Below are 19362 nucleotides of genomic sequence, written 5' to 3' on the forward strand. Positions count from 1 at the left end.
TCAGCCTTCTCCCACAGAGTTCCACCCCATAAAAAAGACAATCGGAGACACGCCATCATGGCTTTGGATTTATTCGTCGTCCTCATTTACGCCGCCGGCATGCTCTTGCTCGGCTACTTCGGCATGCGCAAGGCCAAGACCAACGAGGACTTCCTGGTTGCCGGGCGTAACCTCGGCCCGAGCCTGTACATGGGCACCATGGCTGCGACCGTTCTCGGTGGCGCGTCCACCGTCGGCACCGTCCGCCTGGGCTATGTGCACGGCATCTCCGGTTTCTGGCTGTGCGCGGCACTGGGTTGCGGCATCGTGGCGCTGAACCTGTTCCTGGCCAAGCCGCTGCTGAAACTGAAGATCTACACCGTTACCCAGGTGCTGGAAAAACGCTACAACCCGATGGCCCGCTCGGCGAGCGCGGCGATCATGCTGGCCTACGCGCTGATGATCGGCGTGACCTCGATCCTCGCCATCGGCACCGTGCTGCAAGTGCTGTTCGGCCTGCCGTTCTGGATCTCGGTACTGCTCGGCGGTGGCGTGGTGGTGGTGTACTCGGCTATCGGCGGCATGTGGTCGCTGACCCTGACCGACATCGTCCAGTTCATCATCAAGACCGTCGGCCTGATGTTCATCCTCCTGCCAATCTGCCTGTACCGCGTCGGCGGCTGGGACGAGCTGGTGCTGAAACTGCCGGCCACCGCCTTCAGCTTCACCACCATCGGCTGGGACACGATCATCACCTACTTCATGATCTACTTCTTCGGCATCCTGATCGGTCAGGACATCTGGCAACGGGTGTTCACCGTCAAGACCGCTAAAGTCGCTCAATACGCCGGCAGCATCGCGGGCATCTACTGCATCCTCTACGGTCTGGCCTGCGCCCTGATCGGCATGGCGGCACACGTGCTGATCCCGGATCTGGACAACGTCAACAACGCCTTCGCCGCGATCGTCAAACTGTCGCTGCCGGACGGTATCCGTGGTCTGGTGATCGCCGCCGCCCTGGCCGCGATGATGTCCACCGCCAGCGCCGGCCTGCTCGCCGCCGCCACCACCCTGACCGAAGACCTGCTGCCGAAACTGCGTGGCGGCAAACAGTCGAGCCTGGGCATCAACCGCCTCTTCACTCTGCTGACCGGTGTCGTGGTGCTGGGTATCGCTCTGGTGGTCAACGACGTGATCAGCGCCCTGACCCTGGCCTACAACCTGCTGGTGGGCGGCATGCTGATCCCGCTGATCGGTGCAATCTTCTGGAAGCGCGCCACCACCGCCGGCGCCATCGCCAGCATGGGCACTGGTTTTGCCACCGCCCTGCTGTTCATGGTCAAGGACGGTCTGGACGCCAACACCCCGATCTACTACAGCCTGGCTGTGGGTCTGGTGAGTTTCGTGGTGGTCAGCCTGATGTCCCGCCGCCCAAACGTGGTGGCCAGCGCGATCTAAGCTGGAACATAACGACTTGATGCTTTCTTCGACGGGTGTGGCGTCGGTTGCCACACCCGTTTTTTTTCGTCTGGAGAAAATGCTTTATGAAGATTGTTTCTCGCGATCAGTGGTTCGAAGTGCAGCACCTGAGCGACGGCATTCGCCTGATTCACGAGCCGTACATCCGTCCCTTCTACCGCTGCAACCTCTGGCATGTTCAGGGGCGTGACAAGGATCTGCTGCTCGACAGCGGTTCCGGGCTGGTCAGCCTGCGCGAACAACTGCCGTGGCTGACCGAGCGGCCGCTGGTGGCGGTAGCCAGTCATTGCCACTTCGACCACATTGCCGGGCATCACGAATTCACCGAACGACTGGTGCATCCGGCCGAAGCGGACATTCTGGCGGCGCCGGATGGCGAGAATGACTTGAGCCGTGCCTTCGTCGGCGACGACATGTTCGAAGCGCACCCGGATTGCCCGCTGTGCTACGCCGAATACCGGGTCAAGGCTGCGCCGGCCACCGGATTTGTCGAGGACGGCGATGTGCTGGACCTGGGCAATCGCACGCTGCAAGTGCTGCACACACCGGGGCATTCGCCGGGCGGCATCAGCCTCTACGAAGCGACCAGCGAAACCCTGTTCAGCGGCGACATCATCTACGACGGGCCGTTGATCGAGGACGCCTACCACTCGAATCTTGAGGATTACGCCGCCAGCCTGCAGCGTTTGCAGGCTCTGAAGATCCGCACCGTGCATGGCGGGCATTTCGGCAGTTTTTCAGGGGAGCATCTGCGTTCGATGATTGACGAATGGTTGCGCCGGCACGCCTGAGGCCTGCTGTACTCCAGTCAGACCCACCACTTTTGAAAATCTGCCATGAGAAGAGCTGCCGTGCGTGCCGCCGTGCACAGGTTCATCAAGCGTCTGCTGGAAAACCGCGAATTCAATGACCGCACCAGCCTGGCGGAGCTGGGTCTGGAGAAGGCGGATATCGAGGATCTGATCTTCCATCTGGAAGATGAATTCGGACTGACGGCATTCACCGCCGAGGAAGATCACATGCTCAAGACCGCGAAAACCGCGAACGACTTGAGCCGGTTTCTGATCGAGATCGGGCGACACTGAAAAGCAAAAGATCGCAGTCTTCGTCAGCGCCTGCACATTTTCATGCAGGCGCTGACGAAGACTGCGATCTCTCTATCTTCAAATCCTTGTTATTCAGATCGGGGCATTAGCGCCGACGCTGCTGACGCCGACGCTGTTCGTCATCAGTGCGAATCGGGACCGGTTGCAGAGGCGGTTCGATCAAGCCGAGGGCAACACCCAAATCGTGCAGCCAGTTTTGAATTTTCTCTTTCATCGTCATGCCCCCTTCAGGGTGGTGCTGAGCGTCCGGAATTCTGAGGCCGCTTCGCACTGATAATAGTCCGAAGTCCTACGCAATGCTCGGTGAAATCCGCAATGATCTGTTACCAGATTGATCAGAATCCCTGACCGATCGCTCAAGCGATTTCCCGGGTGTCTTCGCCAGCCACGGGATAGAGCGCCTGCTGCTGTTCAATCCACGCATTGAGATTGGCGCCGACCATGCCCCGGCGCCACATGAGCCATGTTGTCGCACTGGCAAACGGCTCGGCCAGCGGATGCACCGCGACACTTTCGCGGCCCGGCAGGCTGGCGAGCATCGACTCCGACATCAGCGCCACACCGCTGCCGGCAATCACGCAAGCCAGCATCCCTTGGTAGGACTCGATCTCCATCGCCCGGCCCATTGCCGCGTGATAATGCGCAAACCACGACTCCAGCCGCGCACGGTAGGCGCAGCCATGGCGAAAGGTGAACACCGCCCGCCCCTCGACATCCTTGGCACTGTGCACCGGCGGGTGATCCGGCTCGCTGATCAGCACCAGCCGTTCATTGCACAGCGGCACTCCGTCGATCCCGGCCAACTGCGGCGGGCCGTCCACCAGCGCCGCGTCGAGACGCCCGGTGAGCAACCCTTCCAGCAATTCGCCACTGGGCCCGGACTGCACCTGCAGATTCACCGCCGGATATCGCTTGTGATACCGCGCCAACAGCGCCGGCAAATGAATCGCGGCGGTGCTGTACAGAGTGCCGAGCACGAAATCCCCCGCCGGTTGCCCGCCCATCACCGCCGCACTGGCCTGATCGCGCAGGGCGAACAGTTTGCCGGTGTAGTCCAGCAGGACTTTTCCTGCGGGCGACAACTGCAAACGCTGACGCTCGCGGACGAACAGTTCGACGCCCAATTGCTCTTCGAGCTGTTTGAGCCGGGTCGACAGGTTCGACGGCACACGGTGCAGGCGTTCGGCGGCGCGAGTGATCGAGCCCTCCTCCGCCACGGCCTGGAAGATCCGCAATTGGCTGAACTCCACAACCATTCTCCTGAACTGAACAAGTTACTCACTATTATTCAATTTTAAAGAAAGTCAATCAGTCCTAGCCTGACGGTCATTGAACCTCCAACGGAATCCAGACCATGTCGCCGCTGATTCGCTTATCCGCCAGTTTCATTGCCCTGATGATGGCCATGGGCATCGGGCGTTTCGCCCTCACGCCGCAACTTCCCCACCTGATCAGCGAAGGGCAGATCGACCTGACCGCCGCCGGTCTGATTGCGGCAGCCAACTACCTCGGTTATCTGCTCGGCGCGATAGACGCGATGTTTTCCCGTCGACCCGATCAGGTGCAACGACGTCTGCACAGTGGCTTGTGGTTATGCATGCTGCTGACGCTGGCGTCGTTCTGGGCCAATGGTTTCTGGTCGCATCTGCTGCTGCGCTTCGGCACTGGCGTGGCGAGTGCGTGGGTGCTGGTGATGATCACTGCACTGAGCCAGCCGTTGGCTGCGGCGGCCGGTCGTCCGAGATTGGGAGCGCTGGTATTTGCCGGGCCGGGGCTGGGGATTTTTCTGACGGGGTTGCTGGCGCTGTTCTCACATCTGGCGCAGCAGACTTCCGCCACCCTGTGGCTGATCTATGCCGCCGTGGCACTGGTGATGTTGCTGGGAATCGTGCGGATCCTGCCGCAATCGGGCGTCGGCGCAACCGTCACACCTTCCGTCGTCAATCATTCGAATCACGGCATTGCGCGGTTGGCGGTGGTATATGCCTTGTACGGCGTGGGCTACATCATCCCGGCCACGTTCCTGTCGCAGATGGCCAACGCGCAGTTTCACGGGCAATGGCAGGCCGATCTGTTCTGGCCATGCTTCGGCCTTGGCGCCGCAATCGGTGTGTTGCTGGTGAGTTTGCGTCGGCATGATCCGGACACCACCCGTCACTGGTTGATGGCGACGTTGTGGCTGCAGGCCGCCGGGGTGTTTGCCTGCCTGTTGGGCAGCGGCCTCGGTCTGGCTTTGGGCGTGATCCTGTGCGGCACGCCGTTCCTGGCCTGCATGCAACTGGTGATGCAACGTTCCCGGGAACTGGCGCCCCACGCCACCCAGCGCAACGCCGGTCTGCTGACCGCGTGCTTCGCCGTCGGTCAGCTCAGCGGGCCGCTGCTGGCGGCGGTCAGCAGCCACTTCAGCGGCGGCCTGCAACCGGCGCTGGTGATCGCCGGCAGCGGGCTGCTGATTGCCGGTGGCCTGGCGTGGAAACCGCTTACGACTGGCCGAGCGCTTTGCGCAAACGCCGACGTACCCACTGTTCCGCGCTGACGAAAGTGATGCCGAGCAACACCAGCACGGCACCGATGATGAAGTTCATGCTCAGCTTTTCACCGAGCAACACCACGCCGAACGTGACGCCGAACAACGGCGTCATGAAGGAAAACACTGCCAGATTGGCTGCCAGATAACGGCGCAGCAGCCAGAACCAGGTCAGGTAACTGAAGAACGACACCACCAGGCCCTGGAACAACACGCTGCCCACCGCCACGACGGTCAGGCTGACGTGGGTGATCTGGCCGCTGAGCAGTGCGATCAACAGCAGGCCGACGAAGCCGACAATCAGTTGGTAAAAAAGCGTCAACGTCACCGGCGCTTCCGACAGGCGCGAGGCGCGCACCACCACGGTGGTCGCGCCCCAACTGGCCCCGGCCAGCACGCCGAGGGCATCGCCCAACAGCATGCGGTGATCGAGGTTGTCCCACGACACGCCGCCGGCAAAGGCCACAGCGATCCCGACGAACGCCATGAAAATCCCCAGCCATTGCACCGGTCGCAGACGCTCGCTGGGCAACAGGAAATGCACACCCAGCGCGGTGAAGATCGGTGCGGTGTAAAGGAACACCGACATGTGCGCGGCCGTGGTCAACTGCAAGCCTTCGGAGATAAACAGGAACTCCAGACCGAACAAGGCACCGGCCAGCAAGCCGCCGCGCCATGTGGTGCCGACCTGATCCCAGCCGCCCTTCCAGCAGATGAGCAGTCCTACCAGCAATGCGGAAATCCCCGACCGCCCCGCCGCCTGCATCACCGGCGCGATATCGGTCGCCGCCCACTTGATCATCACCTGCTGCACGCCCCAGATCAGGCACAGGCCGACCATCACTTGCAGCGCAAACCCGTCGGCACTGCGCCGACTGACGCTCACCGCAACACCTCGAACACACACAACATGGCAGTTTTTCCAAAGGTCAAAACAAAGCCCCGGCTCTTCGTCCGGGGCGAAAAATGATGCGTGGATTATTAACCAGTCAGCCAGAAAAAGCCGTCTGGAAGAGACATTTCATGCTCCTCAAACGTCAGCGGTGAATGGCTGATCTGCCAAACCGGCCGGCCACGACAAATCCGACCGAACAGGCCAGCGCCGTGGCAAACGTCCCCCATGCCCAATCCATCAATGTCACCTGCACCGACCAGCCGCGCAACGTCGCCCAATTGGTCAGGTCATAAGTGCCATAAGCGACCAGCCCGAGCAGCGCGCCCATGCGGGCGGCTCGCTGCCAGCTCACTGCCGGCAACACCACAAACGCCACACAGCCGAAAACGTACAGGCAATAAAAAACCGCTGCTGGCACCAGCAACGGTTTTTCGAGCATCAGCGAACCGAGCAGTTCGCGATAGGTCGGCGCCATCAGCACGCCGAGCCAGATGCCGTCGAGCAGAAGAAACGTCAGCAGCGTGGCGACGTAGGCAATCAACGTTTTTTTCATCTGCCCGACCTCAAGTGAGCCCATGCAACATGGGCCACGTCAGGCTCAGGTTAGTTCAATGCGATCGGCATGAATGACGATCTTGCCTTCCTTGTACAACGAACCGATGGCCTTCTTGAAGTTGCCCTTGCTGACACCGAACAGGCTGCTGATCAGCGCCGGGTCGCTCTTGTCGCTGACGGCCAGGGTGCCATCGTTCTCGCGCAACTTGGCGAGGATCTTCGAACTCAGGCTGCTGGCCGCTTCCTGCCCCACCGGTTGCAGGCTCAGGCTGATCTTGCCGTCGGCACGCACTTCCTTGATGAAACCTTTCTCGCGCATGCCGGAACGCATGAACTTGAAGATTTCGTTCTTGTGAATCAAACCCCAGTGCTTGTTGTTGATGACGGCCTTGAAACCCATGTCGGTGGATTCGGCCACCAGCAGATCAACTTCCTGGCCCACGCTGTAGTTGGCCGGGGTCTTGTCGAGGTAGCGATCAAGACGCGCGGTGGCGGTGATGCGGCGGGTGTGTTTGTCGAGGTAGACATGCACCACGCAGTACTCGCCGGCGGTCATCTGGCGTTTTTCTTCGGAGTAAGGCAGCAGCAGATCCTTCGGCAGGCCCCAATCGAGGAACACACCGATGCTGTTGACTTCAACAACTTTCAAACTGGCAAATTCACCGACCTGAACTTTTGGTTTTTCAGTGGTGGCAATAAGTTTGTCATCGCTGTCCAGATAAATGAAAACATTGAGCCAGTCTTCATCTTCGCTGGGAATATCTTTAGGGATATAACGGTTGGGCAAAAGAATTTCGCCGTCGGCACCGCCGTCCAGATATAAACCGAAGTTAGTGTGTTTAACCACTTGCAAACTGTTGTAGCGCCCGACTAAAGCCATTTCCAATACCCTCATTGCGTGGGCGGCATTCTACCCGGTTTTGCCGGGTTCGTTGGCCGGCAGATCCTCCCGCCGACGGAAATTTGCGCGAAGCCTTGATTTTCCTTGGTTTGCCGCCGAGCGGGCGCCACTCGTCAGACTACCTGGAGGACTTCCCGGCGCGCCGCCCCCTCGAAAAAGCCACCGATCCCGATAAATGTTGTTATTTAAAACAGCAGGTTAGCGGGATATTTCGAATAATTAATCGAGAATAATCCACCCGCACGCTGGGTTATTCCGGGGGATATTTACCAAGCAATTGTCAAGTTATTCCTGTACGATGCCTGGCCGAGTTACTTTTCTACAGGTTAATGGCCGCCATGCGTGTAAAAGCATCCACCAGCAAAGCAAAGCCAGCTCCAGCCGTTGAAACCAGCGAATCGATCAACGATCAGATCGCGGCATTCCTCAAGTCCGGCGGCGAAATCCAGCAAATTGCCAAGGGCGTCAGCGGCCAGACGTTCGGCCCGTCCAAGCAGATCAGCCTGGGCAAGAAGTAACACCCCGCAACACACCAGTCCCAAGGCGCTTTGAGCTTCGAAGCGTCTGGACCGGAACCCTCGCAAGACCTCTCTCGCGTTTAATCAAACTCAACAAAACAACAGAAATCGACGAACGGCCCTCGATGCCGATCATTCGCCGGTATCCTTGCACGCGTCTGGATCAAGCGTTTCAGCAGTCTTTATCGCACTGCGCTCGCTGTTCAAGGAGTGACGCATGCTCAAACCCCTCTGTTTATTTCTTGCAGGCCTGCTGGCGAGCCCGATGACGCACGCGCAGATTTTCCAGCGTGAACTTGGCGACTTCGACCTCAAGCTCGGCACCACGCCCAGCCGCAGCATGGCCCAGGGACTGGTCAAACCTTCTGCCGCCGGTTCGTTCCACGGCGGCCTCGATCTGAGCCATGACAGCGGCCTCTACGTCGGCCAGTACGCGCCGAGCATGGGACTGACGCCGGGCAAGAATCTGGAGATCGATTCCTACGTCGGCTTTAAACAACCCTTCGATCAAACCCTCGGCTACGAAGTCGGGATGATCCACTACAGCTATCCCAAGGTCGACACCCTCGACAGCCAGGAATTGTTCGGCGGCCTGACCCTGCTCGGCAGCCGTTTCGGCATCGCACTGAGCAACGATCCGGACAAACAGAACAACACCTTGTTTGCCGATCTGCGCGGCAACCAGCCGTTCGGCATCGGGATCAGCATGAAATACACCACCCATCAGCTCAATACACCGGTCTCGGTGGACGGCGGGTATGTCAGCAGTTTTACCGACTGGTCGGTGAAATTTTCCCGGCCGGTGATGGGCATCGACCTGGATCTGATCTACAGCAACTCCAGCCTCAGCGGCAGCGATTGCTCTGCCTATTCCGGGCACAACAGCCAGTGCGACGGGCTGGTCACGCTCAAGGCCGAACGCGCGTTCTATTGATTGGCTGAACTGCCGGGCTCATCCTGCGTTCACATAAGCATCAGACTTCGAAGCCAGGCTCACGCAAGGATTCGCCCATGTCTCGCTGGTTCAAACAGATTGCCGCCCTGCTGGCTTTCACCCTCGCCCTCGGCGCCTGCAGCCGCGTAGGCCTCGCCTATCGCAATCTCGACGTGATCATTCCGTGGACGCTCAGCGACTACCTGGACATGAACGGCGAGCAGAAAGGCTGGTTCAACGAACGCCTCAAGGAACACCTGAGCTGGCACTGCAGCACGCAGTTGCCGGGTTATCTGGACTGGCTCGATCGCCTGCAAACCATGGTCGAGACCAATCAGGTCACCGACGCCGCGCTCCAGGCCCGTACCTTGGAGGCCAAGCAGGCAATTGCCGAGACCGCCCGAGAGATCACGCCGTCGGCCATTGAGTTGCTGCAAGGACTGGATGACAAACAGGTCGCGGAAATGAACGACGCGTTTGCCAAGGATCTGCGCAAACGCCAACAGGAATATGTGAAGCCACCCCTGGCCCAGCAGATTGCCGAACGCGGCGCACGCATGGACAAACGCCTCAACGACTGGCTCGGGCCGCTGAGTCCCACACAAGAACAACGCGTGATGGCGTGGTCGACAGCATTGGGCGACCAGAACACTCAATGGATCGCCAACCGCGCGCACTGGCAACAGCAGTTCAGTGCAGCCGTCGCCCAGCGCAACAGCCCGGAATTCCCACAGCGGATCGAGACCCTTCTGGTCTATCGCGAGCGCTTATGGACAGCGGATTACCGCAAGGCCTACGCCGACACCGAAGCCCAGGCACGCTCGCTGGCGGTGGATCTGATGGCTGAAAGCACACCGCAACAACGCCAGCGCTTGTTGAAGAAAATCGAAGGGGTGCGCAAGGACTTCAATGATTTGAAGTGTTTGAAGGCCGCTAAACAGAATTAGAAAACCACAAGATCGCAGCCCTCGGTAGCTCCTGCAGAATTTGCGAAGCTACCGAGGGCTGCGATCTTTTGCTTTCCTGGATTCAGGCAATCTGCGCCTTGGACGCCACACGATCGAACGTCGCCTCATCCAGCGCATCCTGCTGCTCATCCAGCACCTGGCGCGGATGATCATTACCGGGAATGCTGCTGTCGATCAGGCTCAACAGACTTGAACCGCGCGGGGTCAGGCTGAAGTTGTTGCCAGTGCTGCCCTCATCCTCCCCACGGGGCCCGATGTAACCGCGCAGCAGCAACAGTTGCTCATATTGGCAGGCGATGGTTTTCAGATGATCCAGATTCTCGATCGGCTCGCCCGCCGCCGCTTTTTCCGCCGCATAGTCTTCTGCGTAAGAGCGCGGTGCGAAGCTGTGGCCTGCGCCGTTCTGTACTTCATGCAGCAGGCGTTCAATCAAATCCCAGTTATACGTCGTCATCCTGATTCAACCTCCGGTGCGCGTGATTAATGGCGCCTTCAAAGGTTGTGACCCGAGCGGACAAGAGCCGTTCAGCTTCATTTACCGCCCCGGCCGACCGGCGGTCTGTCGATTTCCGACAGCGGCGAGCGACTAGTCTGAGACAGACGGTTTCAACCCCCGCAGGAGAAATCATCATGAACGTTGAGAATCATCCGGTGGTGTCGCGCGAAGAATGGCTCGCCGCCCGCAAGCAGCATCTGGCCGATGAAAAGGCCTTCACCAAAGAACGCGACCGCCTCAGCGCCAAACGTCGCGCCCTGCCCTGGGTGAAGGTCGACAAGGATTACCGCTTCATGGGGCCGAACGGCGAATTGAAACTGGCTGACTTGTTCGGCCAACACAGCCAACTCGTCGTTTATCACTTCATGTTTGCCAAAGGCTGGGAGGAAGGCTGCCCGGGCTGCTCGTTCCTCAGCGACCACATCGACGGCGCCAATCAACACCTGGCCCATCACGACATTGCGCTGGTGGCGGTGTCCCACGCGCCATTCGCCGAATTCCAGGCCTTCAGGCGGCGGATGGGCTGGAAATTCGACTGGGTGTCGTCGGACGGCTCCGATTTCAACTACGACTTCGGCGTTTGCGCCCACGCTGATGATGCCGAAGCCGGAAAGGCTACATACAACTACGAAAAGACTGACAGTGGCGAAGAGGAAATGCCGGGGCTGAGCGTGTTCTATCGCGCCAACAACGGCGAGATTTTCCACACCTACTCGACCTACGCTCGAGGCCTGGACATGCTGGTCGGTGCCTACAACTACCTCGATCTCACACCAAAAGGCAGGAACGAGGACGAGATCATGGAGTGGGTGCGGTATCACGATCGGTATGACGGAGAACAAAAATCCAGTTGCTGTCACGAGGACTGAGCCAACAAAGATCCTGAACTTTTCATTGGCCACAGCCCTCAACCGGTTAACCCGCCTTAACCGGATCTGAGGCCTGCCGCCATGAAAACCCTGCTCAAACTCACACTCGCCGCCACGCTCGCCTGCGCCCTGCCCGTCTGGGCCTGCACCCCGGAAGAAGCCACCGTCAAGCGCGAGCAACTGGCCAGGGAAGTCGCCAAGCTCACCGAGCAAAACCCGACCAAGGCCAAGGAAATCAACGCCGAGTTGCAGAAGATGGACCTGGACACGGCAGCCGCCGACCTGCCGGACAAATGCCAGTTGATCAATCAGCGGCTGAAGGAACTGGATTCGGCCGAGAAGAAAACCGAGGGCTGACATCTCGCTCAACGCCGCAGGCTTCGGCATCAACCGGTCAGAATCGATGCCAAAGCCCGCGTCCTTTCGTCTGGATATTTGCATTAATGCATTTTTATATTTGCATAAATGCATATTCAGACCTAGGGTTACCTCGAGCCTGATCGGAACCGGCCATCGGAGATGGCAACCCATTCACCACCGATCGCTCGCAACATCCACACGTTGGACGTTTGTTTTCATTCATGGAGGATTGAAAAATGTTAACCACTGAAACAACGCAATTCACCGGCAACACGTTGCCCGGGTGCCTGACCGGCCATCTGCTCGATGCGCAACTGGTCGAAGTCGAAGCGGCCCCACAGGCCAAGGCCCTGGCCGCCTCGAGTCTCAACTTCACGATGCAGCAACAGACCCAGACCAACTGGTGCTGGGCCGCGGTTTCCGCTTCGGTCGGCAACTATTACGGCACCGGGTCCTGGACCCAGTGCGGCGTTGCCAGCACCCAACTGAACCGCAACTGCTGCAGCCAGCCGGGGCCGTGCAACGTCTACGGCTATCTGGATTCGGCCCTGCAAACCACCCGCAGCTACAACGGGATGAATCAGGGTTCGTTGCAGATGTCGGCCATCCAGAACCAGATCAACATGGGCCGGCCTGTCGGTCTGCGTTGCGCCTGGTACGGCGGCGGTGCGCACTTCCTGACGATCTACGGCACCAACGGCAACTACGTGCTGGTCGCGGATTCGATCTACGGCTATTCGACCCGCGCGCTGAACTCGTTCCCCGGTTCCTACAACGGTGGCGGCAACTGGACTCACACTTACTTCACGGCGAAAAACTAGGAGGGCGACATCATGCAACTGACTTATCCAAAGGCGCCTTCCAACGGCGTACAGACCTTGCGTCCGGTGTTGCAAGCCGCGCTGCAAACCCAGGGCTTTGGCATCAATCGCCAGTTCGCCAGTGCTGCACCGGCGAAAATCAGCCTCAGCGAAGCCTATCGCGGCTACTCGCTCAGCCTGGAAGACCTGAGCAATGGCAAAGGCCTGAAGGACGCCCGGCTCGGCGACTGGCATTACCTGGTGTTTGCCGACGGTGTGTCGATTGCCGATGCGCAATTGGCCGAAGTCCGTGGTCACGTCGAGTTCGCCTCGTTGAACCACGGCAACCTGGCGGCGGCCACGGTCGATGCACTGAAACTGGCCGAGCAATCTCCACAGTTGCAGGGCAAAACCGTTGAGCTGCGAGTGTTGTTCGTTTCGGCTCTGCACGTTGTTGCGATCTGGCTGCACGCGGCGGGTGAAGATGTGCTGATCCCGATCGAACCGACACCCAAGGAACTGGCTCTGACCGGTTTGTACAGCGAGGCAGCCCTGCTCGCACAGCTCAAACCAAAAGCGGATCAGGCCAAGCAGCGCTTTGATGCCGACACCCGTGGGCAGCTGGGCAGCTGACAAACTCAGGGAATAAAAAAACCCGGACAGTGTCCGGGTTTTTTATTGCCTGCCTGAAACGCCTTACTCGGCCGCAGGTGCAACCGGCTTGCGGCGCTTGAGCGGAGCCATGCCGTCGCTGCTTACCAGAGAATCCGGCTTCGGACGGTTGGCGCTCTTGCGCTTGGTCGGGGTCTTGGCGGCGGTTTTCTTCTTGTCGCCCTTGGCGTCGGTCTTTTTCTTCTTCACGCCGACGGCCTTGCCCGAGGCCTTGACCTTTTTCGGTCCGCCGTAGGTGCCTTTGACTTCCTTGATGGTGCGGCGCTCGAAGCTCTGCTTCAGATAACGCTCGATGCTCGACATCAGGTTCCAGTCGCCGTGGCAGATCAGCGAGATCGCCAGACCGTCGTTGCCGGCACGGCCGGTACGGCCGATGCGGTGCACGTATTCGTCGCCGCTGCGTGGCATGTCGAAGTTGATCACCAGATCCAGACCATCAACGTCCAGACCACGGGCCGCGACGTCGGTAGCCACCAGGATCTTCACGCCGCCCTGCTTCAGACGATCGATCGCCAGTTTGCGATCCTTCTGGTCTTTCTCGCCGTGCAGCACGAACGCCTTGTATTCCTGGGCGACGAGGCGACCGTAGATGCGGTCGGCCATGGCCCGGGTGTTGGTGAAGACGATGGCCTTCTGGTAGGTCTCGTTGGCCAGCAGCCAGTTCACGATCTGTTCTTTGTGCTGGTTGTGGTCGGCGGTGATGATCTGCTGACGAGTGGTCGAGTTCAGCTGGCTGACCGCGTTGAGCTGCAGATGCTCAGGGTTGTTCAGCACCTTGGCGATCATCTCGCGCAGGCCGGAACCGCCGGTGGTGGCGGAAAACAGCATGGTCTGCTGACGGTTCGGGCATTCGTCGACCAGACGCTGTACGTCTTCGGCGAACCCCATGTCGAGCATGCGGTCGGCTTCGTCGAGCACCAGCACTTCGACTTCTTTCAGGTCGAGGTTGCCGGCGTTCAGTTGCTCGATCATCCGGCCCGGGGTGCCGATCAGGATGTCCGGCACCTTGCGCAGCATCGCTGCCTGGACCTTGAAGTCTTCACCGCCGGTGATCAGGCCGGACTTGATGAAAGTGAACTGCGAAAAGCGCTCGACTTCCTTCAGGGTCTGCTGGGCCAGCTCGCGGGTCGGCAGCAGGATCAGGGTCTTGATGCTGACGCGGATCTTGGCCGGGCCGATCAGGCGGTTGAGGATCGGCAGGACAAACGCGGCGGTCTTGCCGCTACCGGTTTGCGCCGTCACCCGCAGGTCACGCCCCTGAAGCGCCAGCGGAATGGCCGCGGCTTGCACAGGCGTTGGCTCGACAAATTTCAGCTCGGCCACGGCTTTGAGCAGGCGTTCGTGCAGGGCGAATTGGGAAAACACGGGTGCTACCTCGAAGATATGCAAAAAATCAGCTGCATAGGTTACCGGTTTCGAGCGCTCAGGCCGAGTTTCTTTGTGAAATCAGCCGTAATCAGTGGCTTTTTTGTTGCTCAATTTGTCTCCAACGGTAATACACAGCGTCTTAAATGCTCTAATCGTCCGTCGCGTCTTACAGAAGAATCGTCTCTCTCATGGATTTCAAACAGCTCTGGCTCAACGCCCAAGACCTCTGGGGTGCCCTCGATCAGCACCCGCTCCTGCACGCCGGCCTGGCGCTGATCCTGCTGCTGGTGATCGCGCTGGTTCTCGGACGAGTGGCGCGTTACCTGATCCTGCATGCCAGCCGCATGCTCGGTCGCCAGCCCGCCCTGCACTGGCTCAACGACTTTCGGCATAACAAGGTGTTCCAGCGTCTGGCGCAGATGACGCCATCATTGGTAATCCAGTTCGGCCTGCACCTGGTGCCGGAACTGAGCAAGACCGCCACGGTGTTTCTCGGCAATGTCGCGCTGGCGTTCACCATTCTGTTCCTGCTGCTGTCGGTCAGCGCCCTGCTCAATGCCCTGCTGGACATCTACGCCCGCACCGAACACGCCCGCACCCGCTCGATCAAGGGCTACGTGCAACTGGCAAAAATGGTCTTGTACGTGTTCGGCGCGATCATCATCGTTGCCACCCTGATCGACCGCTCGCCGCTGTTGCTGCTGTCCGGCCTGGGTGCGATGTCGGCGGTGATCCTGTTGGTCTACAAGGACACCCTGCTGTCGTTCGTCGCCAGCGTGCAGCTGACCAGCAACGACATGCTGCGGGTCGGCGACTGGATCGAAATGCCGCAGGTCGGCGCCGATGGCGATGTGGTCGACATCACCCTGCACACGGTCAAGGTGCAGAACTTCGACAAGACCATCGTCTCGATCCCGACCTGGCGCCTGATGTCCGAGTCGTTCAGAAACTGGCGCGGCATGCAGCAGTCCGGCGGGCGGCGGATCAAGCGCAGTCTGTTCATCGACGCCAGCGGTGTGCGTTTCATCCGCGACGATGAAGAAGAAAAACTCTCCCAGGTACACCTGCTGACCGCCTACATGGGCCGCAAGAAAGCCGAGCTCAAGGCCTGGAACGAAGCGCAGGGCAATGTCGCGGCGATGTCGGCCAACCGCCGGCGCATGACCAACATCGGCACCTTCCGCGCCTATGCGCTGGCCTATCTGAAGAGCCACCCGGAGATTCAGCCGAACATGACCTGCATGGTCCGCCAGATGCAGACCACAGCCCAGGGCATTCCACTGGAAATCTACTGCTTTACCACCACCACGGTGTGGGCCGATTACGAGCGGATCCAGGGGGATATTTTCGATTACCTGCTGGCGGTGCTGCCTGAGTTTGGCCTGAGTCTGTATCAGCAGCCGAGCGGCGGGGATCTGCGCTCCGGGTTGTTGCCGGCAGTCCTGGGTGCAAGCCACATTCCCGAGGCCGAAAAACAACGAATGTAGACCTTTCTCGCGGACAACAAAAAAGACGCAACCCCGGTTGCGTCTTTTTTTGTCCTGCCGACTTACTTGGCCTGCCGCTGCGGTGCCTTGTGCACCATGGTGTAGGCGTAGTCGACGCCCATTCCGTATGCGCCGCTGTGTTCCAGCACCAGGTCCATCACCGCCTGATAAGTGTCTTTGTGCGCCCAGTCACGCTGGTACTCGAGCAGGACTTGCTGCCAGGTCACCGGTACGGCGCCGGCCTGAATCATTCGCTGTACCGACATGTCGTGGGCTTCTTTGGTAGTGCCGCCGGACGCGTCGGTGACGATGTACACCTCGTAGCCTTCGGCCAGGGCTTCCAGGGCCGGGAAGGTCAGGCAGACCTCGGTCCACAGCGCGGCGATGATCAGCTTCTTGCGGCCGGTGGCCTTCACCGCGTCAACCAGCGCCTTGTCTTCCCAGGAGTTCATCGAGGTGCGCTCGATCGGCTTCTGCTCCGGATGCACCGCCAGCAGTTCCGGCCAGATGTAGCCGCTGAAGCTTTCGGTTTCGACCGAGGTGTAGATGGTCGGCACGTTGAAGATCTTCGCTGCCTTGGCCAGGCCGACGGTGTTGTTCTTCAGGGTCTGACGGTCGATCGACTGTACGCCGAAAGCCATTTGCGGCTGGTGGTCGATCAGGATCAGGGCGGAGTTGGTTGGGTTGAGCAGTTCACGGATAGACATGGCGCGTTCCTTTTGATGTCGATTCAGAGTTTCGATTGAGTAATGAGTGAGTCGAGTCGCTTGCCGTCTTCGGCGTTGTTGTCTCGGCTTGGATGTCACTTTAGGGGCTAGCCGATAAAGGGACAATTCCATAAAATCGAGAATCATTGATTCTAAAACAGGGACAATCATGGATCGTATCGAATGCATGCGCGCCTTCGTGGTGACGGTCGGCGAAAACGGCTTCGCGGCTGCCGCCCGGGCCATGGACGTGCCCCGGTCGAAAGTCAGCAAACAGATTCAGGCGCTGGAAGAAGCCATCGGCGTACAACTGCTGCAACGCACCACCCGCAGCCTGCACCTGACCGAGGCCGGCGCCGAGTATTTCGAAGCAGCACGGGAAGTGATTGCGGCATTGGACGAGGCCGAGCAGCGAGCCCGGGACGGGGTTGGCGAATTGCGTGGTGTGTTGCGGGTGAACGCGCCGATGTCGTTCGGCCTGCGGCGCTTGGGCAAGCTGATCCCGCTGTTCCACGAGCAGCACCCGAACATCGAGCTGCAACTGGTACTCAGCGATCAGCAGGTCGATCCGGTGCGCGGCGGGTTCGACGTGACCATCCGCATTGCCAGCCTGCCCGACTCGACCATGATCGCCCGACAACTGGCGCCAGCGCCGCGAATCATGGTCGCCTCCCCCGCTTACCTCGAACGCGCGGGCACGCCGCAGACCCCGCAGGATCTGCGCTCGCATCAATGCTTGAACTACGGCTATCTGCAGAGCGGCGTGAGCCTGCAACTGTGCAACGGCAAGGAGACCCAGCGAGTCAACGTCACCGGGCCGCTGCACGCCAACAACGGCGACCTGCTGGCGCAAGCGGCGGAGGCCGGCATGGGCATTGCGCTGCTGCCGGACTTCATCGTCGAAGAAGCGCTGGCCGCCGGGCGGCTGGTGCCGGTGCTGTGCGAATGGCAAGCCCCGGCGATCACCATCAACGCGGTGTATTCGTCAGCACGGCGGGTGCCGCAGAAGACCCGGGCGTTTATCGAGTTTCTGGTGGGGCAACTGGCGCCGGCTTGCGAATCCCCAACCGGCTGATCCACACCGCCGCCAGAATCACGCCGCCACCGAGGAACAACCGCCCCAGTTCCTCATGCTGATTCCAGATCAGCAGGTTCAGCAGCAGCCCCACCGGCACGTGCAGGTTGTTCATCACCGCCAGGGTGCCGCCGTTGACCAGGCACGCGCCCTTGTTCCACCAGTACAGACCGAGTGCGGTCGAGACCAGGCCCAGGAACACCAGCACGCCCCATTGCAACGGCGCTTCGGGCAGGAAGTTGGATTTGCCGAACAGCAGGAACGCCGGCAACGCCACCGCGAGTGCGCCGAGGTAGAAGAAGCCGAAGCGCCGGTAGTGCGGCAGATCGCTCGGGTGCTTCGCCACCAGATGTTTGTACAACACCTGCCCGGCGGCGTAGGTGAAGTTGGCCAGTTGCAGCAGCAGGAAGCCCATGAAGAAGTCCGGGTTGATCCGGTCATAGCGAATCACCGCCGCACCGCACACGGCCACCAGCGCCGCGATCAGCGCCCATGGATTGAAGCGGCGATTGAGCGCGTCTTCGATCAGGGTCACGTGCAGCGGCGTGAGGATGGTGAACAGCAGCACTTCCGGCACCGTCAGCACCCGGAAGCTCAGGTACAGGCAGACGTAGGTCACGCCGAACTGCAACGCGCCGATCAGCAACATGCCGCGCATGAACGCCGGCTCCACCGAACGCCAGCGGGTCAGCGGGATGAACACCAGCCCGGCCAGCACCACGCGCACCAGCACCGCGAAGTAGCTGTCGACATGCCCGGCCAGGTATTCGCCGATCAGACTGAAGGAAAACGCCTGGATCAGCGTGACAATAAGTAGATAGCCCATGGTCGCCTCGATTTCGAATGGCGGCGACGATAGCGGTTTTTCCCGGCCATCGCTAAATCCCGGGCAAAAAAAAGCCCGATCTCGCTAAGGCGTTCAATCGGGCTACAGCACTCAGGAGCAACAAGTGCAAAGGGAGGTTCGATGCGCGTAGAGCCTTGAAGGGGTTGCGCCAGGTCACTAGAACAATCGGCGATTATCTGGCGATTAACATATCAAGCGACCTGGGACAGTTTGGCGTTGGCCTGGTTGAGGCCCTTCTCCTGGAAGTCGCCGCCCAGGTTCATGCCTTCGGCGTGGATGAAGGTCACGTCGTGGATGCCGATGAAACCCATCACCTGACGCAGGTACGGTTCCTGGTGATCCGCCGGGCCGCCGGCGTAGATGCCGCCGCGAGCGGTCAGCACGTAGGCACGCTTGCCGCTGAGCAGGCCTTGCGGGCCGGTTTCGGTGTACTTGAAGGTGACGCCGGCACGCAGTACGTGGTCGAGCCAGGCTTTCAGGGTGCTTGGAATCGCGAAGTTGTACATCGGCGCGGCCATCACCAGCACGTCGGCGGCCAGCAGTTCATCGGTCAATGCGTTGGAACGATCCAGCGAGGATTGCTCGCTGTCGTTGCGCTGTTCGGCGGATTTCATCCAGCCGCCCAGCAGGTTGATGTCCAGGTGTGGCACCGGGTTCACGGCGAGGTCACGTACGGTGATCTGATCAGCCGGGTGTGCCGCTTTCCACTGACTAATGAAGGTCTGGGTCAGTTGACGGGATACCGAGTCTTGCTGGCGGGCGCTGCTTTCGATGATCAGAACGCGGGACATGGTGTGTAGCCTCCATCCGAGAATGTTG

General features: G+C 60.0%; 23 protein-coding genes. 13 read left to right on the plus strand and 10 right to left on the minus strand.

The features are described 5' to 3' along the window. The first annotated feature begins 57 nt into the window (after positions 1-57). The 3 genes from AC07N4_RS07325 to AC07N4_RS07335 all read left to right on the plus strand — a co-directional run bounded on the left by AC07N4_RS07325 (position 58) and on the right by AC07N4_RS07335 (position 2543). Entirely contained in the window at positions 58-1437 is a 1380-nt protein-coding gene (locus AC07N4_RS07325; RefSeq protein ID WP_096819335.1) for a sodium:solute symporter family protein, read from the plus strand. Between the two features lie 86 nt (positions 1438-1523). After that, positions 1524-2249: an MBL fold metallo-hydrolase gene (locus AC07N4_RS07330; RefSeq protein WP_493065473.1), complete on the plus strand. Its 726-nt coding sequence runs from the start codon at positions 1524-1526 to the stop codon at positions 2247-2249. A 45-nt stretch (positions 2250-2294) separates the two neighbouring features. Continuing rightward, on the plus strand, positions 2295-2543 hold the full coding sequence (locus AC07N4_RS07335; RefSeq protein WP_096819337.1) for a phosphopantetheine-containing protein: 249 nt from the start codon (positions 2295-2297) through the stop codon (positions 2541-2543). A gap of 106 nt (positions 2544-2649) precedes the next feature. Here AC07N4_RS07335 and AC07N4_RS07340 read toward each other — a convergent pair whose 3' ends face one another. After that, positions 2650-2778, minus strand: a complete 129-nt coding sequence (locus AC07N4_RS07340) for a PA1414 family protein (protein WP_007914492.1) — start codon at positions 2776-2778, stop codon at positions 2650-2652. Positions 2779-2920: 142 nt separating this feature from the next. Beyond that, the gene (ptrR, locus tag AC07N4_RS07345; protein ID WP_493065472.1) at positions 2921-3814 is read right to left on the minus strand and encodes a putrescine utilization regulator PtrR; all 894 of its coding nucleotides are present in this window, start codon (positions 3812-3814) and stop codon (positions 2921-2923) included. Between the two features lie 104 nt (positions 3815-3918). On the opposite strand from ptrR, the gene AC07N4_RS07350 reads away from it, so the two are divergent. Then, entirely contained in the window at positions 3919-5100 is a 1182-nt protein-coding gene (locus AC07N4_RS07350; protein ID WP_493065471.1) for an MFS transporter, read from the plus strand. On the opposite strand, the gene AC07N4_RS07355 is transcribed toward AC07N4_RS07350, so the two are convergent. The 3 genes from AC07N4_RS07355 to AC07N4_RS07365 form a co-directional block, all read right to left on the minus strand. Beyond that, the gene (locus AC07N4_RS07355) at positions 5045-5977 is read right to left on the minus strand and encodes a DMT family transporter (protein ID WP_493065470.1); all 933 of its coding nucleotides are present in this window, start codon (positions 5975-5977) and stop codon (positions 5045-5047) included. The genes AC07N4_RS07350 and AC07N4_RS07355 overlap by 56 nt on opposite strands. A 151-nt stretch (positions 5978-6128) precedes the next feature. Beyond that, positions 6129-6539 carry a DUF2177 family protein gene (locus AC07N4_RS07360; protein WP_273536862.1) on the minus strand — a complete coding sequence of 137 codons (411 nt, stop codon included), beginning with the start codon at positions 6537-6539 and terminating at the stop codon, positions 6129-6131. 45 nt (positions 6540-6584) lie between these two features. Further along, positions 6585-7421 carry a CvfB family protein gene (locus AC07N4_RS07365; RefSeq protein WP_096819341.1) on the minus strand — a complete coding sequence of 279 codons (837 nt, stop codon included), beginning with the start codon at positions 7419-7421 and terminating at the stop codon, positions 6585-6587. Positions 7422-7771: 350 nt separating this feature from the next. Between AC07N4_RS07365 and AC07N4_RS07370 the strand changes: the two genes are divergently transcribed. The 3 genes from AC07N4_RS07370 (at position 7772) to AC07N4_RS07380 (ending at position 9841) form a co-directional block, all read left to right on the plus strand. After that, entirely contained in the window at positions 7772-7960 is a 189-nt protein-coding gene (locus tag AC07N4_RS07370; protein ID WP_016985943.1) for a PFL_1563 family small protein, read from the plus strand. 217 nt (positions 7961-8177) lie between these two features. Then, entirely contained in the window at positions 8178-8894 is a 717-nt protein-coding gene (locus AC07N4_RS07375; protein WP_493065469.1) for a TorF family putative porin, read from the plus strand. A 77-nt stretch (positions 8895-8971) separates the two neighbouring features. Continuing rightward, positions 8972-9841, plus strand: coding sequence for a DUF6279 family lipoprotein (locus tag AC07N4_RS07380; RefSeq protein ID WP_493065468.1), 870 nt, complete (start codon positions 8972-8974; stop codon positions 9839-9841). 82 nt (positions 9842-9923) lie between these two features. On the opposite strand, the gene AC07N4_RS07385 is transcribed toward AC07N4_RS07380, so the two are convergent. Beyond that, on the minus strand, positions 9924-10316 hold the full coding sequence (locus AC07N4_RS07385; protein ID WP_096819344.1) for a transcriptional regulator: 393 nt from the start codon (positions 10314-10316) through the stop codon (positions 9924-9926). Between the two features lie 176 nt (positions 10317-10492). On the opposite strand from AC07N4_RS07385, the gene AC07N4_RS07390 reads away from it, so the two are divergent. The 4 genes from AC07N4_RS07390 to AC07N4_RS07405 all read left to right on the plus strand — a co-directional run bounded on the left by AC07N4_RS07390 (position 10493) and on the right by AC07N4_RS07405 (position 13020). Next, the gene (locus AC07N4_RS07390; protein WP_493065467.1) at positions 10493-11227 is read left to right on the plus strand and encodes a DUF899 domain-containing protein; all 735 of its coding nucleotides are present in this window, start codon (positions 10493-10495) and stop codon (positions 11225-11227) included. Positions 11228-11308: 81 nt separating this feature from the next. After that, entirely contained in the window at positions 11309-11584 is a 276-nt protein-coding gene (locus AC07N4_RS07395; RefSeq protein ID WP_493065466.1) for a hypothetical protein, read from the plus strand. A 239-nt stretch (positions 11585-11823) separates the two neighbouring features. Beyond that, positions 11824-12408, plus strand: coding sequence for a C39 family peptidase (locus AC07N4_RS07400; protein ID WP_102620291.1), 585 nt, complete (start codon positions 11824-11826; stop codon positions 12406-12408). Positions 12409-12420: 12 nt separating this feature from the next. Next, positions 12421-13020: a hypothetical protein gene (locus tag AC07N4_RS07405; RefSeq protein ID WP_493065465.1), complete on the plus strand. Its 600-nt coding sequence runs from the start codon at positions 12421-12423 to the stop codon at positions 13018-13020. A gap of 63 nt (positions 13021-13083) precedes the next feature. Here AC07N4_RS07405 and AC07N4_RS07410 read toward each other — a convergent pair whose 3' ends face one another. Next, positions 13084-14424, minus strand: coding sequence for a DEAD/DEAH box helicase (locus AC07N4_RS07410; RefSeq protein WP_096819350.1), 1341 nt, complete (start codon positions 14422-14424; stop codon positions 13084-13086). Positions 14425-14615: 191 nt separating this feature from the next. Here AC07N4_RS07410 and AC07N4_RS07415 point away from each other — a divergent pair, with 191 nt between their 5' ends. Continuing rightward, complete coding sequence (locus AC07N4_RS07415; RefSeq protein ID WP_493065464.1) at positions 14616-15914, plus strand: mechanosensitive ion channel family protein; 1299 nt, start codon at positions 14616-14618, stop codon at positions 15912-15914. A 62-nt stretch (positions 15915-15976) separates the two neighbouring features. Here AC07N4_RS07415 and AC07N4_RS07420 read toward each other — a convergent pair whose 3' ends face one another. Further along, positions 15977-16621: a hydrolase gene (locus AC07N4_RS07420; protein ID WP_085648570.1), complete on the minus strand. Its 645-nt coding sequence runs from the start codon at positions 16619-16621 to the stop codon at positions 15977-15979. Between the two features lie 169 nt (positions 16622-16790). On the opposite strand from AC07N4_RS07420, the gene AC07N4_RS07425 reads away from it, so the two are divergent. Continuing rightward, positions 16791-17696 carry a LysR family transcriptional regulator gene (locus AC07N4_RS07425; RefSeq protein WP_085605645.1) on the plus strand — a complete coding sequence of 302 codons (906 nt, stop codon included), beginning with the start codon at positions 16791-16793 and terminating at the stop codon, positions 17694-17696. Here AC07N4_RS07425 and AC07N4_RS07430 read toward each other — a convergent pair. Both AC07N4_RS07430 and AC07N4_RS07435 read right to left on the minus strand, forming a co-directional pair. Then, complete coding sequence (locus tag AC07N4_RS07430; RefSeq protein ID WP_493065463.1) at positions 17641-18522, minus strand: carboxylate/amino acid/amine transporter; 882 nt, start codon at positions 18520-18522, stop codon at positions 17641-17643. The two genes, AC07N4_RS07425 and AC07N4_RS07430, sit on opposite strands and share 56 nt — an antisense overlap. A gap of 212 nt (positions 18523-18734) precedes the next feature. Then, positions 18735-19334: an FMN-dependent NADH-azoreductase gene (locus AC07N4_RS07435; protein WP_096819354.1), complete on the minus strand. Its 600-nt coding sequence runs from the start codon at positions 19332-19334 to the stop codon at positions 18735-18737. Positions 19335-19362: the final 28 nt, after the last annotated feature.

The organism is Pseudomonas sp. GW821-FHT09E04 (genome assembly GCF_059416185.1).

What these genes read in the sequence shown, in the direction of transcription:
- AC07N4_RS07385 (WP_096819344.1), bottom strand. Translation starts at nt 10,316, where the DNA reads ATGACGACGTATAACTGGGATTTGATTGAACGCCTGCTGCATGAAGTA.
- AC07N4_RS07405 (WP_493065465.1), top strand. Translation starts at nt 12,421, where the DNA reads ATGCAACTGACTTATCCAAAGGCGCCTTCCAACGGCGTACAGACCTTG.
- AC07N4_RS07395 (WP_493065466.1), top strand. Translation starts at nt 11,309, where the DNA reads ATGAAAACCCTGCTCAAACTCACACTCGCCGCCACGCTCGCCTGCGCC.
- AC07N4_RS07365 (WP_096819341.1), bottom strand. Translation starts at nt 7,421, where the DNA reads ATGGCTTTAGTCGGGCGCTACAACAGTTTGCAAGTGGTTAAACACACT.
- AC07N4_RS07430 (WP_493065463.1), bottom strand. Translation starts at nt 18,522, where the DNA reads ATGGGCTATCTACTTATTGTCACGCTGATCCAGGCGTTTTCCTTCAGT.
- AC07N4_RS07380 (WP_493065468.1), top strand. Translation starts at nt 8,972, where the DNA reads ATGTCTCGCTGGTTCAAACAGATTGCCGCCCTGCTGGCTTTCACCCTC.
- AC07N4_RS07415 (WP_493065464.1), top strand. Translation starts at nt 14,616, where the DNA reads ATGGATTTCAAACAGCTCTGGCTCAACGCCCAAGACCTCTGGGGTGCC.
- AC07N4_RS07420 (WP_085648570.1), bottom strand. Translation starts at nt 16,621, where the DNA reads ATGTCTATCCGTGAACTGCTCAACCCAACCAACTCCGCCCTGATCCTG.
- AC07N4_RS07390 (WP_493065467.1), top strand. Translation starts at nt 10,493, where the DNA reads ATGAACGTTGAGAATCATCCGGTGGTGTCGCGCGAAGAATGGCTCGCC.
- AC07N4_RS07425 (WP_085605645.1), top strand. Translation starts at nt 16,791, where the DNA reads ATGGATCGTATCGAATGCATGCGCGCCTTCGTGGTGACGGTCGGCGAA.
- AC07N4_RS07435 (WP_096819354.1), bottom strand. Translation starts at nt 19,334, where the DNA reads ATGTCCCGCGTTCTGATCATCGAAAGCAGCGCCCGCCAGCAAGACTCG.
- AC07N4_RS07375 (WP_493065469.1), top strand. Translation starts at nt 8,178, where the DNA reads ATGCTCAAACCCCTCTGTTTATTTCTTGCAGGCCTGCTGGCGAGCCCG.
- AC07N4_RS07400 (WP_102620291.1), top strand. Translation starts at nt 11,824, where the DNA reads ATGTTAACCACTGAAACAACGCAATTCACCGGCAACACGTTGCCCGGG.
- AC07N4_RS07325 (WP_096819335.1), top strand. Translation starts at nt 58, where the DNA reads ATGGCTTTGGATTTATTCGTCGTCCTCATTTACGCCGCCGGCATGCTC.
- AC07N4_RS07350 (WP_493065471.1), top strand. Translation starts at nt 3,919, where the DNA reads ATGTCGCCGCTGATTCGCTTATCCGCCAGTTTCATTGCCCTGATGATG.
- AC07N4_RS07340 (WP_007914492.1), bottom strand. Translation starts at nt 2,778, where the DNA reads ATGAAAGAGAAAATTCAAAACTGGCTGCACGATTTGGGTGTTGCCCTC.
- AC07N4_RS07360 (WP_273536862.1), bottom strand. Translation starts at nt 6,539, where the DNA reads ATGAAAAAAACGTTGATTGCCTACGTCGCCACGCTGCTGACGTTTCTT.
- AC07N4_RS07370 (WP_016985943.1), top strand. Translation starts at nt 7,772, where the DNA reads ATGGCCGCCATGCGTGTAAAAGCATCCACCAGCAAAGCAAAGCCAGCT.
- AC07N4_RS07330 (WP_493065473.1), top strand. Translation starts at nt 1,524, where the DNA reads ATGAAGATTGTTTCTCGCGATCAGTGGTTCGAAGTGCAGCACCTGAGC.
- AC07N4_RS07335 (WP_096819337.1), top strand. Translation starts at nt 2,295, where the DNA reads ATGAGAAGAGCTGCCGTGCGTGCCGCCGTGCACAGGTTCATCAAGCGT.